The 16,626-nt window shown below is 38.4% G+C and carries 17 protein-coding genes; 10 read left to right on the forward strand and 7 right to left on the reverse strand.

The features are described from left to right. Nucleotide 1: 1 nt before the first annotated feature. The 5 genes from dut to ACJG85_RS03140 all read left to right on the forward strand — a co-directional run bounded on the left by dut (nucleotide 2) and on the right by ACJG85_RS03140 (nucleotide 4,971). Nucleotides 2-436, forward strand: coding sequence for a dUTP diphosphatase (gene dut / locus ACJG85_RS03120; protein ID WP_412476899.1), 435 nt, complete (start codon nucleotides 2-4; stop codon nucleotides 434-436). 101 nt (nucleotides 437-537) lie between these two features. Further along, a complete protein-coding gene (locus ACJG85_RS03125; protein ID WP_409675295.1) occupies nucleotides 538-1,548 on the forward strand; it encodes a sugar phosphate nucleotidyltransferase in 1,011 nt (336 codons plus the stop codon). Between the two features lie 11 nt (nucleotides 1,549-1,559). Then, nucleotides 1,560-2,906: a tetratricopeptide repeat protein gene (locus tag ACJG85_RS03130; RefSeq protein WP_412464825.1), complete on the forward strand. Its 1,347-nt coding sequence runs from the start codon at nucleotides 1,560-1,562 to the stop codon at nucleotides 2,904-2,906. After that, nucleotides 2,906-3,691: a DUF4292 domain-containing protein gene (locus tag ACJG85_RS03135; protein ID WP_412476900.1), complete on the forward strand. Its 786-nt coding sequence runs from the start codon at nucleotides 2,906-2,908 to the stop codon at nucleotides 3,689-3,691. The genes ACJG85_RS03130 and ACJG85_RS03135 overlap by 1 nt, the downstream gene beginning before the upstream one ends. Before the next feature lie 23 nt (nucleotides 3,692-3,714). Continuing rightward, nucleotides 3,715-4,971, forward strand: a complete 1,257-nt coding sequence (locus ACJG85_RS03140) for a murein hydrolase activator EnvC family protein (protein WP_412464826.1) — start codon at nucleotides 3,715-3,717, stop codon at nucleotides 4,969-4,971. A 28-nt stretch (nucleotides 4,972-4,999) separates the two neighbouring features. On the opposite strand, the gene ACJG85_RS03145 is transcribed toward ACJG85_RS03140, so the two are convergent. Continuing rightward, entirely contained in the window at nucleotides 5,000-5,509 is a 510-nt protein-coding gene (locus ACJG85_RS03145; protein ID WP_409675307.1) for an acyl-CoA thioesterase, read from the reverse strand. 60 nt (nucleotides 5,510-5,569) lie between these two features. Continuing rightward, nucleotides 5,570-6,514 carry an SPOR domain-containing protein gene (locus ACJG85_RS03150; protein WP_412476901.1) on the reverse strand — a complete coding sequence of 315 codons (945 nt, stop codon included), beginning with the start codon at nucleotides 6,512-6,514 and terminating at the stop codon, nucleotides 5,570-5,572. A 102-nt stretch (nucleotides 6,515-6,616) separates the two neighbouring features. On the opposite strand from ACJG85_RS03150, the gene dprA reads away from it, so the two are divergent. Together dprA and ACJG85_RS03160 are read left to right on the forward strand one after the other, a co-directional pair. Continuing rightward, nucleotides 6,617-7,720 carry a DNA-processing protein DprA gene (gene dprA, locus ACJG85_RS03155; RefSeq protein ID WP_409675313.1) on the forward strand — a complete coding sequence of 368 codons (1,104 nt, stop codon included), beginning with the start codon at nucleotides 6,617-6,619 and terminating at the stop codon, nucleotides 7,718-7,720. 11 nt (nucleotides 7,721-7,731) lie between these two features. Further along, nucleotides 7,732-9,135 (forward strand): hypothetical protein, encoded by a 1,404-nt coding sequence (locus ACJG85_RS03160; protein ID WP_412476902.1) that lies wholly within the window; start codon nucleotides 7,732-7,734, stop codon nucleotides 9,133-9,135. On the opposite strand, the gene trpS is transcribed toward ACJG85_RS03160, so the two are convergent. Continuing rightward, nucleotides 9,136-10,113: a tryptophan--tRNA ligase gene (gene trpS / locus ACJG85_RS03165; protein ID WP_412476903.1), complete on the reverse strand. Its 978-nt coding sequence runs from the start codon at nucleotides 10,111-10,113 to the stop codon at nucleotides 9,136-9,138. It lies immediately after the preceding gene. 74 nt (nucleotides 10,114-10,187) lie between these two features. On the opposite strand from trpS, the gene ACJG85_RS03170 reads away from it, so the two are divergent. Then, entirely contained in the window at nucleotides 10,188-10,925 is a 738-nt protein-coding gene (locus ACJG85_RS03170) for a lysophospholipid acyltransferase family protein (protein ID WP_409675322.1), read from the forward strand. An 83-nt stretch (nucleotides 10,926-11,008) separates the two neighbouring features. On the opposite strand, the gene ACJG85_RS03175 is transcribed toward ACJG85_RS03170, so the two are convergent. From ACJG85_RS03175 to recA, 4 genes are all read right to left on the reverse strand, one after another. After that, nucleotides 11,009-12,547: a hypothetical protein gene (locus ACJG85_RS03175; RefSeq protein WP_412476904.1), complete on the reverse strand. Its 1,539-nt coding sequence runs from the start codon at nucleotides 12,545-12,547 to the stop codon at nucleotides 11,009-11,011. Beyond that, a complete protein-coding gene (locus ACJG85_RS03180; RefSeq protein WP_409675328.1) occupies nucleotides 12,544-13,095 on the reverse strand; it encodes an RNA polymerase sigma factor in 552 nt (183 codons plus the stop codon). Before ACJG85_RS03180 ends, ACJG85_RS03175 begins: the two co-directional genes overlap by 4 nt. 20 nt (nucleotides 13,096-13,115) lie before the next feature. Further along, nucleotides 13,116-13,526, reverse strand: a complete 411-nt coding sequence (locus ACJG85_RS03185) for a hypothetical protein (RefSeq protein WP_412476905.1) — start codon at nucleotides 13,524-13,526, stop codon at nucleotides 13,116-13,118. Nucleotides 13,527-13,622: 96 nt separating this feature from the next. Beyond that, the gene (gene recA / locus ACJG85_RS03190) at nucleotides 13,623-14,627 is read right to left on the reverse strand and encodes a recombinase RecA (RefSeq protein WP_409675334.1); all 1,005 of its coding nucleotides are present in this window, start codon (nucleotides 14,625-14,627) and stop codon (nucleotides 13,623-13,625) included. 247 nt (nucleotides 14,628-14,874) lie between these two features. On the opposite strand from recA, the gene ACJG85_RS03195 reads away from it, so the two are divergent. Then, the gene (locus ACJG85_RS03195; RefSeq protein ID WP_409675337.1) at nucleotides 14,875-15,609 is read left to right on the forward strand and encodes a lysophospholipid acyltransferase family protein; all 735 of its coding nucleotides are present in this window, start codon (nucleotides 14,875-14,877) and stop codon (nucleotides 15,607-15,609) included. 3 nt (nucleotides 15,610-15,612) lie between these two features. Then, the gene (locus tag ACJG85_RS03200) at nucleotides 15,613-16,602 is read left to right on the forward strand and encodes an acyl-ACP desaturase (protein ID WP_409675340.1); all 990 of its coding nucleotides are present in this window, start codon (nucleotides 15,613-15,615) and stop codon (nucleotides 16,600-16,602) included. The last annotated feature ends 24 nt before the right edge of the window (nucleotides 16,603-16,626 follow it).

A 16,626-nucleotide genomic window follows, 5' to 3' on the forward strand; every position in this document is an offset into this window, starting at 1 on the left:
AATGACCATTAAAATCATCAATAAGTCGCAACACGATTTGCCGAATTACGAAACCATAGCCTCAGCCGGAATGGATTTGAGAGCCAATTTAACCGAATCCATTGTCATAAAACCGCTGGAGAGAATCATTGTAAAAACAGGTCTTTTTATTGAATTGCCGTTGGGTTATGAAGCCCAAGTTCGCCCAAGAAGCGGATTGGCTGCCAAGAAAGGAATCACGGTTCTCAATTCACCCGGAACGGTTGATGCCGATTATCGCGGAGAAATTGGAGTGATTTTAGTAAATTTATCCCAAGAAGATTTCACCATCGAAAACGGAGAAAGAATTGCCCAATTGGTTATTGCCAAACACGAACGCGCCGAGTGGATCGAAGTTCAAGAACTCTCCGAAACCTCGCGTGGAGAAGGTGGTTTTGGCAGTACAGGAGTAAAATAGTGCTCAGTATTCAGTTGACAGTGTTCAAAAAAACAAAGTAAAAACATCTTGCGAACTTTGCGAAATACCTTTGCGAACTTTGCGGTTAAATTAAATAAATAATGAAAATAATAGTTCCAATGGCCGGTCGCGGCTCACGTCTCCGTCCACATACCCTAACCGTTCCTAAACCGTTAATTCCCATTGCCGGAAAACCAATCGTTCACCGTTTGGTGGAAGACATTGCCAAAGTACTCAATCAAGATATTGAAGAAATTGCTTTTATCATTCACGAAAGTTTTGGGAAAAAAGTGGAGGAAGATTTGATCGCCATAGCTGAAAAATTGGGTTCGAAAGGAACCATATATTACCAAAACGAAGCTTTAGGTACCGGTCACGCCATTATGTGCGCCAAAGATTCTTTAAGCGGACCGGCCGTGATTGCATATGCTGATACCTTGATTCGCGCCAATTTTAATTTAGACCAATCCGCTGATAGTGTGATTTGGGTAAAACAAGTCGACCAACCGGAAGCTTTCGGAGTAATCAACTTAAATGAAGCCAATGAGATTGTAGAGTTAGTCGAAAAACCGAAAGAGTTTGTTTCAGATTTGGCCGTTATCGGAATTTACTATTTCAAAGATGTTGGCGTTTTGAAAAGCGAGTTGCAAAGCGTTTTAGATAACAATATCATCCACGGTGGTGAATACCAAATTAACGATGGTATCAAACAAATGATGGCAAAAGGCATGAAATTTGTGCCGGGTGAAGTAGACGAGTGGATGGATTGCGGGAACAAAGAAGTAACTGTCGAAACCAATTCAAGAATGTTAGGGTTTTTACACGAAGACGGCGAAAATTTAATTGCTGACAGCGTAAGATTGGAAAATGCTACTATAATTCCGCCTTGTTATATAGGCGAAGATGTGGCTGTTATTAATTCGGTGGTTGGGCCAAATGTTTCTTTAGGCAAAGGAACGCACATTACCAACAGCAAAATCCAAAACAGCTTGATCCAAACACATGCGCACATTAAAAATGCCAAATTAAATAATGCGATGATAGGCAATCACGTGAATTTTGACGGCGATTTTACCAGCATCAGCTTGGGCGATTATTCGGTTTTAGAATAAAAAGACAAAGGATGAGATTTAAAATGTATAGTTGGCTTATCGGAATGTTACTCGTTCCTACGCTTCTTTTGGCGCAAACCGAGCCGGAGGATGTGGCGGCTGTAGACGATAAATTTCAAAATTTCTTTTACGAATCTCTCAAGCAAAAAGGTATCGAGAACTACGACAAAGCCATTGAAGCTTTGGAAAAATGCAAAGAACTCGAACCCAACAATGCTGTTGTGTATTTCGAATTGGGTAAAAATTACCTGGCCCAAAAGAAATACAAAGACGCCTACGACAATTTCGAGAAAGTAACCCAAATGGATCCGAAAAACCGTTGGGCTTGGGTAGGCATGTATGATGTTTGTTACGATACGCACGATTACAATCAGGCCATAATCATCGTCCAAAAGTTAATCGAATTCAAAGCCGATTATAAAGAAGATTTGACGTCGCTATACATGAACACGCAGCAATTCGACAAAGCGTTGGAACTCATCAACGAGCTGAATGAAAAAGTAGGAAGGTCAGACAAACGCGATTTGTACAAGGCGGATATTTTACGAGATGCTAAGTACCAAACGGCGGAGAAAAATAACCTGCTCGACCAAATTAAAAAGTTTCCGAAAGATGAGTCTAATTACATTAGCCTGATTTATCTCTATTCTCAAAGCAATCAAGAAGAAAAAGCCTTGGAAATTGCCAAAAAGTTGGAAAAAGAAATCCCAACTTCCGATTGGGCGCAAGTGAGTTTGTTCAAATTTCATTTGAATAACGGCGATGGAGACAATGCGGTAAAAGCCATGAATATTGTGCTGCCGAGTAAAAAAATCGACCCGAAAATCAAACATCGCATTTTAAACGAGTTCCTGTTATTTGCCAAAAATAATCCGAAATACGAACCCGATTTAGACAAAGCCATTGCCTATTTTGATAACGACAAGGAAATTAAAGTGGCTAAGGAAATCGCCAAGTTTTATGTTAGTAAAGCCGATTGGCCCAAAGCGGTAAAATACTTCGAGATGCATCTTAAAAATGCACCCGAAGACATGGAATCATTACTACTGTTGTTACAAGCCTATACTGAAAACAATCAATTCGAGGTATTGGCTAAAAAGGCAGAAGAGTTGACACAGCTTTTCCCGACTCAGCCTCAATTTTATTATTACGCCGGATTGGCTTACAATCAGCTTAAATCATTTAAAAAAGCCACCGACATATTGGAAACTGGCTTGGATTTTGTGATTGACGACACAGCTTTGGAAATCAATTTCAACATTCAACTCGGCGAAGCCTACAATGGTTTAGGCGATATGAAGAAAAAAGAAAAATACTTTACCAAAGCCAACGAACTCATTAACAAACAAAAGCAATAATGAAGTATTGGATTGTTATCATAGCCGCTCTTTTTATAGCCTCTTGTAAAACCAAAGCAGGAATGGTCAATACTAACTCGGTTACACCTTATGTGGTCGATGAAAACGAATTGACTTCTAAAAAAGTAATTGAAAACCATTACAACAATAAAAGAGATTTTTCCACGTTATACATACGTTCCAGTGCGAAATACCGCGACGACAAACAATCGCAAAATGTTTCCGCCGAAATCAAAATCAAAAAAGATGAAAAGATTTTGGTCAGTATTCGTTTCTTAGGGATTACCATGGCGAAAGCCTTAATTACTCCGAAAGAAGTGAAGTACTATGAAAAAATCAACGGAACCTATTTTGAAGGCGATTATGCTTCGTTGAGCGAGTGGTTAGGTACCGATTTGGATTTCAATAAAATACAAAACATGCTGTTAGGACAACCGATAGACGATTTGACGCAGCAAAAATATATTTCCGAAGTCACGGATAGTTTTTACAAGTTGAACACTACTGTGAATAAAACGGAAAAATCTTTTTTCTTCGAGTCTAAAAATTACCTGCTTAAAAAGCAAGAAGTAGTACAACCGGAAAAAGAAAGGGCTTTTGCTGTGAATTATTCCGAATTTCAAACCTTTGCCACCGCCATTCTTCCGGCAGGATTGTTCATCAACGCTACGCAGAAGAAAGGCAAAACCGAAATAGCCATCGATTACAATTCGGTTACCTTTAACGAAGAATTGTCTTTCCCGTATAGTGTTCCTGACGGATATGACAGAATTTTTATAAATTAGTCGAGCCAAAATTTACTTATATTATGCCTAAATTCTTTTTCTGTTTATTGTTCTTTTGTTTTGCTACTCCTATGTGGAGCCAACCGCCAACGCAGGAAGAACTCGAGGCACGAAAAGCCAAAATCCAGTTAGAAATTCAGGAAAAAGAGAAGCTATTACAGTCGGTAAAGAGTAAGGAAAAATCGGTGGTGAGTCAGTTGTTGATTCAAAAAGAAAAAATCGGTCTCAAAGAAAAACTCATCCGCACTACCGAAAAGCAAACCAAGTTGCTTAGTAACGATATTTATATCAATCAATTGAAAATCAATCAGCTTAATCGCGATTTGGAAAAGTTGCGCGAAGATTATGCACAAATGATTGTCAAGTCTTATAAAAGCCGCTCAGAGCAGAGTCGCGCCATGTTTTTATTGTCTTCTGAAAACTTCCTGCAAGCCTATAAAAGAGCGCAATACATGAAGCAGTACGCGAGTTATCGCAAAATGCAAGGCGAAGAAATCAAAGGAAAAACCAAGCAGTTAGAAGATTATAATGTCAAAATTGGTGCTCAAAAGCAAGAGAAAGAAAAACTGATTGCAGAGAACGAGAAAGAGAAGCAAGAACTCGAAAAAGAAAAGAAGGAGCAAGAAAAAATTGCCAATCAAATCAAAAAAGAAAAAGGAAAAATTGCAGCTGAAATCAAAAAGAAGCAGCAAGAAACCAAACGCATAGACGATCAAATTAAAAGAATGATTCGCGAGGCCATTGCGGCAGCCAACAAAAAAACGGCAGCGGCAAATGCCAAAGCCAATCCCAAAGCAACCGCCGCTGAGAAGAAAGCCATAGAGTCTTCGACCAAAATTATACTGACGCCTGAAGGCAAAATTGTATCAGATAACTTTAAAGCCAACAAAGGCAGATTGCCTTGGCCGGTAGAAAAAGGCGCCATTACTTTGGGTTACGGAGACCAACCGCATCCGGTATTTAAAACCCTAACGGTTCACAATAGCGGCGTTGAAATCTCTACCGAAAGTGGTTCTAACGCAAGAGCAGTTTTTGCCGGAGAAGTTACCCAAGTGCAACAGTTAACTCCGCTAAAGAAAGCAGTGGCGGTGAAACACGGAGATTATTTCACCATTTACCAAAATTTGAGTACAGTAAATGTAAATGTAGGAGACAAAGTAACAGCCAAGCAAGTTTTAGGTAAAATCAGAACCGATTCTGACGGAAGAACGGTATTGAAGTTTTTAGTCCTTCAAAATACCACTTTCTTCAACCCAACAGGATGGTTGTCGGGAAGATAAAAAAAGACCCAAAAGGGTCTTTTCTTTTTTATATAAACAAAGCTTTCAGTTCGGTAGCATCGTTCGGTTTCATTTTTCCGGCCAATACCAAGCTCAATTGTTTTCTTCTCAAGGCTGCGTCATAGCGTTGTTTTTCCAAGTCGGTTTCCGGCTCAATGGGTGGCACCGGCACCGGATGTCCCATCTCGTCTACCGCTACAAAAGTGTAAATGGCTTCGTTGGCCTTGGTTCGGTTACCCGATTCTCGATCTTCAATCCAAACATCAATAAAAATTTCCATGGAGGAGTTAAAAGCTCTGGACACTTTGGCTTCAACCGTTACCACGCTTCCCAAAGGAATGGCTCGGTTAAAAGCCACATGATTGACCGAAGCGGTTACTACTATTCTGCGCGAATGTCTTCTGGCGGCTATACTGGCAGCGCGGTCCATTCGGGCTAATAATTCACCACCAAAAAGATTGTTTAACGGATTGGTTTCACTGGGCAATACCAAATCGGTTAAAACCGTTAAAGATTCAGAAGGATGTTTCGGATGCATAGCTGTTTTTTTGCAAAGGTAATTACAGTAAATAAAAAATCCCGATTTATCGGGACTTTTTTATATTTCTTCTATCAGCAACCAAGCGTCTTTGTTGTCTAATTTTCTAATATCTTTCATTGTAGCTTGCGCTTCAGTATAGCTTGAGAAACTTCCGTAGAGTACCGGATACAAGCCATGTTTGTTTTGTGGTAATCTTTTGGCTTTAAAGCCTAATTTAATCAGGGCAGTATAGGCTTTTTCAGCATTGCTTTCCACTCTGAAAACACCTGCCACTACGTGATAAGGTTTGTTTTCATTTGGCACCGTTAAAGTTACACTCGGCAAAGGATTTTCTATAAAAAAAGTAGCTTCCTGAATTTTTTGGTTTATCTTTTTCTGAACGTTGGATTGCACCATCAACGTTTCTTGTTCGATACGGGTTAAATAATTGTCGTATAATTTGTACCCCAAAACACCGGTTAATCCTAAAGACAAAGTAAAAATAGCAGCATATTTTAACCCTTTGTAACTGCTTCTTTTTTCCGGAGTAAAGGCAATAGGCGTTTTTTCTTCAATGGTTTCTACCTCTTTTTTATAAACCTCACGTTTTACGGCAGGTGACATAAACGGACTTAAACCGAAAGATTCTTTAAGATAATTCACTTGGTCGGCCGGAACGAAAACTAAGTTTCTCTCAGCATTCATGGTAAACTCACCGATATTTTTAAGCGAAATGCGACCCATTTCCTGAATTCGATTCATCCACACCGACACTTCGTTTTGGATGGCATTTACTGCAGTTTCGTAGGCTATTTTTTCAGCTTGCGCCAAATGATTGGCCAATAAGCCATCATTGTTTTTTAAAAACGGATTAAAAGAAATCAATTTTTTCGGAGGATAAAAAGAATGTGAACTTTCATCCAATTGTGCCGATTGGAATTCGGTTAAAAAAGCACCAAATCCGGGAACGGTAACACACTGATAGCGATATAATAATTGGGAAATGTATTGTTCAATCTTCATGTCAACAAATTTAGAGAAACAATAGAAGTATCAAAAAATTATTCACAATTTTTATTAACAATCCGAAAGAAAAAACCGCTATTTTTGTAGTATTTTATTGATATGAATCAAAGCGAACTATTTCATCTTTTAGCACTGCTCCAAGTAGAAGGCGTAGGCGATATCATGGCCAAAAAGTTGCTAACTGCTTTTGGTTCAGCTACTGCTGTTTTTCAAGCCAAGTCAAATCAATTGCGCGCTATTGAGGGAATCGGAGAAGTTTTGGTGCGAAAACTAAAAGACAAAACCATTTTTGAAAAGGCCGCTGCTGAAGTACAATTTATAGAGCAAGAAGGCATTCGGGTTTTATATTTTGCCAATGAAGATTATCCGGAAAGATTGAAGCATTGCATCGACGGTCCGGTCTTATTGTTTGGCTCCGGGAATTTTGATTTTCGCAACCGCAAACTTATCAGCATCGTAGGAACCCGACAAGTCACGGCTTACGGAACAGAGTTTTGTAAAAAGCTATTGGAAGAGTTGGCCTTGTTTAATCCAATCATTGTAAGCGGTTTTGCTTATGGTGTTGATATAGTGGCGCACCAAACCGCTTTGGAACAACAACTGCAAACGGTAGGAGTTTTGGCCCATGGATTGAACCAAATTTACCCTAAAAGCCATAAAAAGTATGTTGGCAAAATGGAGCAAAACGGCGGTTTTTTAACCGAGTTTTGGAGCAATTCTAATCCCGATAAAGAGAACTTTGTCAAGCGGAATCGCATAGTTGCTGGTATGAGCGAAGCTACCATAGTGATTGAAAGCGCCGAAAAAGGCGGGTCTTTAATAACCGCTAATTTGGCTAACGATTATAATAGGGATGTTTTTGCCGTGCCCGGAAGAACTACCGATAAATACAGTCAGGGTTGTAACGAATTGATCAAAACCCAAAGAGCGCAACTGATTACTTCGGCTGCTGATTTGATTTACTGTTTGAGTTGGCAATTGGAAAGCGAAAAGGCCAAAACCATTCAAAAGCAACTTTTTGTGTCGTTGGATTTGGAAGAACAAAAAATTTACGATTACTTGCAACAAAATGGGAAACAACTTATAGATATTGTTGCCTTAGAATGTGATTTTCCGATATTTAAAATATCTTCCATTCTTTTAAATATGGAGTTGAAAGGTGTTATTCGTCCGTTACCCGGGAAAATATTTGAAGCGGTTTAAAACAACAACTTATGAATGTAATACAAGCAGCTGATTTTTTATCGATTACAGCTTCCAAAATGGAGTCGTTATCCGATAATGATGCAGCAACTTTATCCGAACAATTAAAAGCGCTTAAAAATCAAAATGTTGCTATTACTGATAAAGTCATAGTGGAATTTTCAGAAGCCATGCAACAACATCGCATAGCCTTCCGGGAAATTCTGAGTCAAAGGGTTTTGTTTAATTTTTTTGCCCAAAAAGACCTTGCACGAAGCCAATTTCCTAATCCGCTATCTTTCCAAGACAACCGTAAAACGCGTTTATTTGTTGAGCTGTTTTTAGCCGAAGAAATGCAACAGTTGATTCCGCAAAAAATGACAGAAAATGACTTGGAAGGCATAAGGGCTTTAGCCGAAATACAAGGCTTTTTGCCGCAATCTGTTTCGGAGCTGATTGTGCAACACTTACATCAAAAGTTAGATGCCGCCAACCAAGCACTCATTCCGAATTATTCTGATTTTTCAAAAATCGTTTACATCAAAGACCACAATTTTTTTGAATTGCTAAGCCAGTTCAGAACGATTCAGATAGAAGAAAAAGTTAAGACTTTATTCAACGCTGTTAAAAATCTGTATTACAAAAACAATAACTCTGAGTTGTCTAAATTGACTTTTGCAGCCATGAAACATTACAAAGCTATTGATCCTGTTTTTGCAGATAAAATAGCTGAGTTCAAGAACGAGTCTGAAATGCGCTATCAACCATTCACTGTCAATAGAAGGAAACACAAATGGGTGTATTTTTTAATAGGGATTGTGGTTTGTTTGCAGTTGAATTTTCTAATCGGTCGACTTTCGGAGATTAATTTTAAAACCGATACGGAAGCCTATGACGCTTACACCGATGCGCCGGAGTTGGATCCTTATTATACAAACATGAAGTTTAAAATAGATAGCTTTCAGGTATTTTTACTCGATTATAATCCCAAAGAAATCAGACGATTATCGCTTATTACATCAGTTAAAACAGGACAAAATCCGTTTGAAACCTTTTATGAATATCCGCCTACAGGAGAAAGTTCGAATAATCTCAGAGTAGCTAACGAATCCGCGTATGACATGATTTTACTTGAAAATGCAATACTGTATGATTCAATTAAAATCCCAAGAGCCGCTCATTTTATCAAAGCAGGAGATTATAATTATATTCATTTTAGCCGAGATGATGTAAGGTCGGTTTTTAATGTGTATGTTGGCAAAAAATTAGCCACTTTTCAAACGGAAAGCAACCACTTATTTGTTAGAGATGGTTCAATAGTTGAATATCGTTTCAGCGAGTTAGCCCCCAATGCCAAAGCAGTTTTAGCAGAGGATTACGAATTCAAAAATGATGTAAAGATAAATTACAGTAACGGTAAACTGGTGTTGGAATAATTATTCAAACCCTAATTTTGCCCTTACTCTTTGCAAAACTCCCTCGGCTATTTTACCGGCTTTTTCGGCACCTTGTTTCAGTAAGGCGTCTACTTCCGGCAAGTTGTTCATGTAGTAATTGTACTTTTCTCTTTCGGTTTTGAAACGTTCACAAATCAATTCAAACAAGGCTTGTTTGGCATGACCGTAACCAAAATCTTGGTTAACATTGGTATATTTGGTTTTCATTGCCGCAATTTGCTCGGCATTGGCCACCAATTTGTAAATGGCAAAGATTTTACAAGTCTCGGGGTTTTTAGGTTCTTCTAAGGAAGTACTATCGGTTTCAATACTCATAATTTGCTTGCGCAACGCTTTGTCATCTAAGAAAATATTAATGATGTTACCTCTTGATTTACTCATTTTTTGGCCATCGGTTCCCGGAACATACATGGTTTCTTCTTGTACCTTTCCTTCGGGTAAGACAAAAGTTTCGCCCATTTGGTGGTTGAAGCGAGATGCTACGTCACGGGTAATTTCGATGTGTTGCATTTGGTCTTTTCCCACCGGAACAAAATTAGCATCATACAACAATATGTCGGCGGCCATTAGCATCGGATAAGTAAACAAACCTGCATTAACATCTTCCAAACGATCTGCTTTGTCTTTAAAAGAATGTGCTAAAGTCAATCTTTGGAAAGGAAAGAAACAGCTCAAATACCATGATAATTCCGTAGTTTGTACCACATCGCTCTGACGATAGAAAATTACCTTATCCACGTCTAAACCACAAGCCAACCAAACTGCTGCTGTGCTATACGTGTTTTGGCGAAGTTCAGCTCCGTTTTTAATTTGGGTTACCGAATGCAAATCGGCGATAAACAAAAAAGATTCGTTATTCGGGTTTTTCGACATTTCGATGGCCGGCAAAATGGCACCCAGTAAATTTCCTAAATGTGGCGTTCCGGTACTTTGAACTCCGGTTAGTATTTTTGGCATTTTCAATAAATTTTCTTCCCGCAAAGTTAAGCCTTTGTAACAAAAATTGCATACGTTTCATTACTTTTGACAATATGAGAGTCATTAAGATTGTTTTTTGGATACTGTATCGCGTTTGGTTTTACATTTTAATTGCCATTCCAATTATAGTGATGTTTCCGTTTCTGTTGATTTCCATACTGTCTGAGAAATGGTATCCGTACTTTTTTGTTATGGCACGCATTTGGGCTAAGTTCATCCTTTTCGGGATGGGATTCCGAACCAAAGTCGACTTTGAACAACAACCCGAAGAAGGTAAGAGCTACATGTTTGTGGCCAATCATACTTCCATGACCGACATTATGTTGATGCTTTCTATTGTTAGAAATCCATTTGTTTTTGTGGGGAAAAAGGAACTGTCAAAGATTCCGTTATTTGGTTTTTTCTACAAACGCACTTGCATATTGGTGGATAGGAGCAGCTCTAAAAGCCGCATGGCTGTTTTTGAAAGAGCCCAGAAAAGACTGCATCAGGGGTTGAGCATTTGTATTTTTCCCGAAGGCGGTGTTCCGGACGAAAGTGTGGTGTTGGACGAATTTAAAGATGGCGCTTTTCGTTTGGCCATAGATCATGAGATTCCTATTGTTCCCATGACTTTTTTTGATAATAAACGACTGTTCTCTTATACTTTTTTTAGTGGAAGTCCCGGATTGATGCGGGTTAAAGTTCATCGTTTTTTTGAAACTAAAAATCAAAATCCTGAATACAAGAAGACACTTAAAAACGAAGTGCGCGAGTTGCTTCTAAAAGATTTAACTGCGGACCAAAAATAAAAAGAGTTCCTGATGATGGAACTCTTTTCAGTTATTACTCGAAAGTAATAACACCACTTAACTAATTTTAAACAAGTAACAAACTAGAATTTATAACTAAAACCACTGTACACTCCAAACAGGTATGGTCTGAAGTTTCCGGCATCATTACTGAATGTATTAATTTGATACTTAAAGGTTGGTTCGATATGGAATTCGAACGACTTCAAGATGTCATATTTTAACCCCAAACCGATATTAGTGCTGAAATGAATGTTATTCAGATTATTGGCTTCGCCCAAAACGGTTGTTCTGTTTCCGGATACTACTGCAATAGAATTGTCTTGTAAAAACAAGGTGCTAAATCCGCCTATAATTTTCAAACCGAATTTTTTTGCGACTACGGCATAAGTCATTTCAACCGGCATTTCCAAATAACCGATTTCTTGGTTAATATACCCTTTGTTTTTGTGGACAATATTTTGTTCGAAAGACAACAAATCATTTTCAGAAGGGCCTAAAGAAGCAGATGGATTCGGTCCGGTAGCATTTTCAATTTGAATAGTATGACCGAGTCCTGAAGGACTCAAACCGCTTAATGTACGGGTTTCCATACTGGCGTAGTAGAATACGTCGTTAGTGTTGTAATTCATATTTACTTTGTTCAACCCGGTTCTAATGGTGAGCTTCGGACTTACAGCATAGCTCACACCCAAACCAAAGCCAACATTAGTATTGAAGGTTTTGCTGTTCCCGGCTAAAGTAGAATCAATAGCGGAACCATTAGCCAATGCCCCCATAAAAATAGGTGATACATTTGAAATAATTTGCCATTTGCTTTGTTTGCCTTCTTGTTTTTTCTTGTCTTCTTTTTTGGCCGCCAATAATTCTTCTAAAGGATTTTTAGGCGTTTCATTAGTTTTAGTACTGTCTTTTGGATTGGTTTTCGACTCAGTTTCAGCAATGGCTTTTGGGCTGCCTTTTAAAGATTCCAACGAAATTTCTTTAGAACGATCTAAAACAATGGTGTTCTCTTTAGACTTATTGGTTTCATCTGCGGGAGCAGTTACCACTGTCTGACTATTTTCAATCCATCCATTGGCATTGGTCTTATCAACCAAGGTGTTTGAAGTGTCTGTTTGGAGAAGATTAGCTCTCGAAGTATTTCTTTCTGCTGCTGTTTTACTCACTAACGACTGTAAAGTCGGTGATTCTTTGATTGCGTTTTGTGTATGGTAATTTTTTAGAGCAGTGGCTTCCTTAACCGTTGCTGTTGAACCATTTTTTGGAGCGTTATTGTTCACCACAATCGCTTGTTGGTCATTTCCTTTAGAAATAACCGTGTTAAGCTTTGGCAGTTTAGGATTCGATTTTGTTTCCGAGTCTTTGGAGGTTTTGGTTTCTTCAATGGTCACTTGGTTTGTCGGCACATTTTTATCCTTAAAATTTGTTAGTGTCATTAAGATTCCAATGAAGAAAACTGCCGCAATTCCGGTGAGTTTCCACCATAACGGAATTACGCGTTTGTTTTTGTCTTTGTTAAGATTTGCCTCAATATTGCCCCAAGCTGATTCAGGAGGATTCACTTCAAAATCCTTGAATTTCTCTTGAAAAAGGCGATCTATATTTTTTCTTTCTCTCATTTTGCAGAAGGAAACTTGTTCGTTTCTTCGTTTTTTAACTGTTCGATTTTTTCTTTTAATATCATTCGTCCTCTGGCCAAATTAGATTTTGAGGTACCGATATTAATGTTTAGCATTTCTGCAATTTCGGCATGCGAATAACCATCTATTACATAAAGGTTAAAAACCAATCGGTATCGGTCGGGCAATTCCTGAATGATCTTCAACAGATAATCCAATGAAATCTCATCGTCATCCAATTCAATTTCATAATCTTCGGCTACATCTTCATTCACCAAACTCAAAAAAGTTTGTTGGCGATATTGCTGCAGTACATTGTTAATCATTACTCTTTTCAACCAACCGTCGAACGAACCCTTGAAGGAATATTGTCCTATTTTTTGGAAGATAATCAGGAAACCGTCTTGCAAATTGTCTTGAGCCTCTGTATAATTGCGCGAATATTTTAAGCATACAGCGAACAATTTTCCCGAGTACAAACGATACAATTGTTCTTGTGCTTTTCTGTTATTATTCTTGCAATCATTGATGAGTTCTTTTAAATCCAATTTTCAAGAATTGATAATGTTTATTCGTTTACCGGTATTTCATATTCTAAAAAGACATCATTTCCTTGTTCATCTTTACCATGCCAGAATTTAAAAATATACGAGCCGTTACTGGTGACTAAAAAATCAAAGGTACACTCGTATAAATTGTTTTCTGTCAGTTCTTGACAATTGTTTAGTTCCCTTACCACACTTTCAACAGCAACGGTTCTTACGTTCAAATCTTTGTGATAGTAAATAGTATTGTATGCATGACAAGTCGATGGCAAGCGATAATACATTTTGAACTGATAAGTTGAACCCAAAGTCATTTCGGTTGGAATTTGAACGCTTTCAACCGGTAATAATTCTAAAGAATATCTGGTATCCGACTCAGGAGAACATGAATTGAGTAAAAAGAGTAAGGCTACTACAGAAATTATTTTTTTCATGATGTAAATTCTTTTTGTGGTAGATGTTGATTTTGTTGAATGGTTGCGTTTGTTTTGATAAAAAAACGCCCCGTTTTTTCAAACGAGACGTAGATTTTAATTGTCGGAATCTTTGATAAGCTCTTTGATTTTTTGTTCGAGCTCCTCAGCCAATTCAGGGTTGTCTTTAATCAGCACTTTTACGGCGTCACGGCCTTGCCCCAATTTGGTGTCGCCGTAGCTAAACCAAGAACCCGCTTTTTTGATGATTTCAAACTCAACAGCCAAGTCTAAAATTTCACCGGTTTTTGAAACACCTTCGCCATACATGATGTCGAATTCGGCAGTTTTGAACGGCGGCGCCACTTTGTTTTTAACTACTTTTACTTTGGTTCGGTTTCCAATGACATTTTCGCCTTCCTTGATTTGAGAAGATCTGCGTATGTCCAAACGCACCGAAGCATAAAACTTCAATGCATTTCCACCGGTGGTGGTTTCAGGATTACCAAACATTACACCGATTTTCTCTCTCAACTGGTTGATGAAAAATACGGTACAGTTAGTTTTGCTGATAGTTCCGGTTAATTTTCTCAAGGCTTGTGACATTAAACGAGCGTGCAATCCCATTTTAGAATCGCCCATTTCACCTTCAATTTCACTTTTCGGTGTCAAAGCGGCCACCGAGTCGATAACCACGATGTCAATGGCGCCTGAGCGAATTAGGTTTTCTGCAATTTCTAAGGCTTGCTCTCCGTTATCCGGTTGGGAAATGATTAAGTTTTCAATGTCAACCCCCAATTTTTCTGCATAATGACGATCAAAAGCATGTTCCGCATCGATAAAAGCAGCAATACCTCCCGCTTTCTGAGCTTCGGCAATGGCATGTAACGTTAACGTGGTTTTACCCGAAGATTCCGGACCGTATATTTCAATAATTCTTCCTTTTGGATAGCCGTTTACACCCAAAGCTAAATCCAAACCCAAGGAACCCGAAGGAATTACTTCTACTTCCTCTACTGCTCTGTCGCCCATCTTCATTACGGTTCCTTTGCCGTAAGCTTTGTCTAATTTGTCAAGGGTTAATTGTAACGCTTTTAATTTGGCTTCTTTTTCTGAACTCATTTTTTAAAATTTTAGTGGCATAAAAATAATGCTTTTTTTGAAGTTATTCAGCTCAAACAACAGGAGTTTTGAACAAATTAGGTTGGTTTTTATTCAAGGCTTTCGTTTCTTTAAAAGTAATGAGGTTGTCTCAAATGGTGATACACAAAAAGTGTATATTTCGGATTGTTAATCTTTTGTTTTTTTCTCTTCTCAGATGTGCCAAGCCCTGCTATTTTACCTATTTTTGCAGTCTATTTGACATAGCATGGAAAAGTTACTTTCTTACCCGATTTCAATTGTTTATTACCTCTGTTTCGGACTTACCCTAGTTGTTTTTCATCCGATACAATGGATTTGTTTTAACCTTTCCGGTTATCAGGCCCACAAAGTAAGTGTTGATTACTTGAATTTCTTCTTAGTGAAATGCACCAATCTTTTGGGTACAACATATGCCTTTGAAAACCGTGAGCGCATTCCGAAAAATGTGCCGATTATTTTTGTGGCCAACCACCAAAGCATGTTTGATATTGTGGGGATTATTTGGTATTTGAGACGCTTTCACGCCAAGTTTGTCAGTAAAAAAGAATTAGGTAAAGGTATCCCAAGTGTTTCTTATAATTTAAGACACGGCGGTTCGGTGTTAATCGATCGCAAAGATCCTAAACAAGCTATTCCGGTTATCAAAGGACTTTCAGAATATATAGAAAAACACCAACGTTCTGCCGTTATTTTCCCCGAAGGCACCCGAAGCAAAAACGGAAAACCCAAAGAATTTGCACAAAGTGGACTAAAAATCTTATGTAAATATGCCCCTTCTGCTTATGTTGTGCCAATTACAATCAATAACTCGTGGAAAATGGTTAAGTTTGGAGCCTTTCCCATGGGCTTAGGTACTCGTTTGCAATTTATAGTTCATGAACCTTTAGCTGTTAAAGATTTTTCTTTTGAAGAATTGATGGAAAAAACCGAAAATGCAATCAAACAATCGATTAAAAATTAAATAATGCCTCAAAAAAACATCCGACTTGAAGTCATGCAATTCCTCGAAAAGAAAGTCGACAGCTTTGTCGATCAGTTTTTAATTCCCGTGGAAAAGATATGGCAACCATCTGATTTACTTCCCAATTCTGAGGAAGACAATTTTATGGAAGAAGTCAAGGAATTAAGAGAAATTGCCAAAGACTTACCCTATGATTTTTGGGTAGTAATGGTTGGCGACACCATAACCGAAGAAGCTCTACCAACCTACGAATCCTGGTTAATGGAAGTAGAAGGTGTAGACAACGAAGGCCGAAACGGTTGGTCCAAATGGGTGCGCCAATGGACCGGTGAAGAAAACCGTCACGGCGATTTGCTCAACAAATACCTATACCTTTCCGGCCGCGTTAACATGCGTGAAGTGGAAGTTACCACCCAACATTTAATCAACGACGGTTTCGATATCGGCACCGGAAGAGATCCTTACAAGAACTTTGTTTATACGAGTTTCCAAGAATTGGCGACTTATGTTTCCCACAACAGAGTTTCTCAAATTGCCAAACAATACGGCGACAAAAAGCTGTCTAAATTGTGCAAATTAATTGCCGGCGATGAGATGCGTCACCACCATGCTTATTCCGAATTTGTAAACCAAATTTTTAAAGTAGATCCCAGTGAAATGATGTTGGCTTTCCAATACATGATGAAACAAAAAATCACCATGCCGGCGCATTTCTTGAGAGAGTCAGGGCAAAAAATAAGTACGGCTTTTGAAGAGTTTTCGAATTCAGCTCAAAAAATAGGGGTGTACACGGCTGCGGATTATGTAGAGATCATGCAAAAACTCATCGACAAATGGGAAATAGACAAGATAACTAACTTAACTGCAGAAGCTGAAAAAGCCAGAGATTATTTGATGAAGTTGCCGGAAAGAATGGCTAAAATTTCTGAGCGTTTGGTCTTGCCCGATGAAACCAAAGTGTTCAAATGGGTACAACCGGCATTAGTACGATAAATCAACAAGATCCTTTCGAGAGAA

The organism is Flavobacterium mekongense (assembly GCF_047038255.1).
Classification (GTDB): Bacteria; Bacteroidota; Bacteroidia; order Flavobacteriales; family Flavobacteriaceae; genus Flavobacterium; species Flavobacterium mekongense.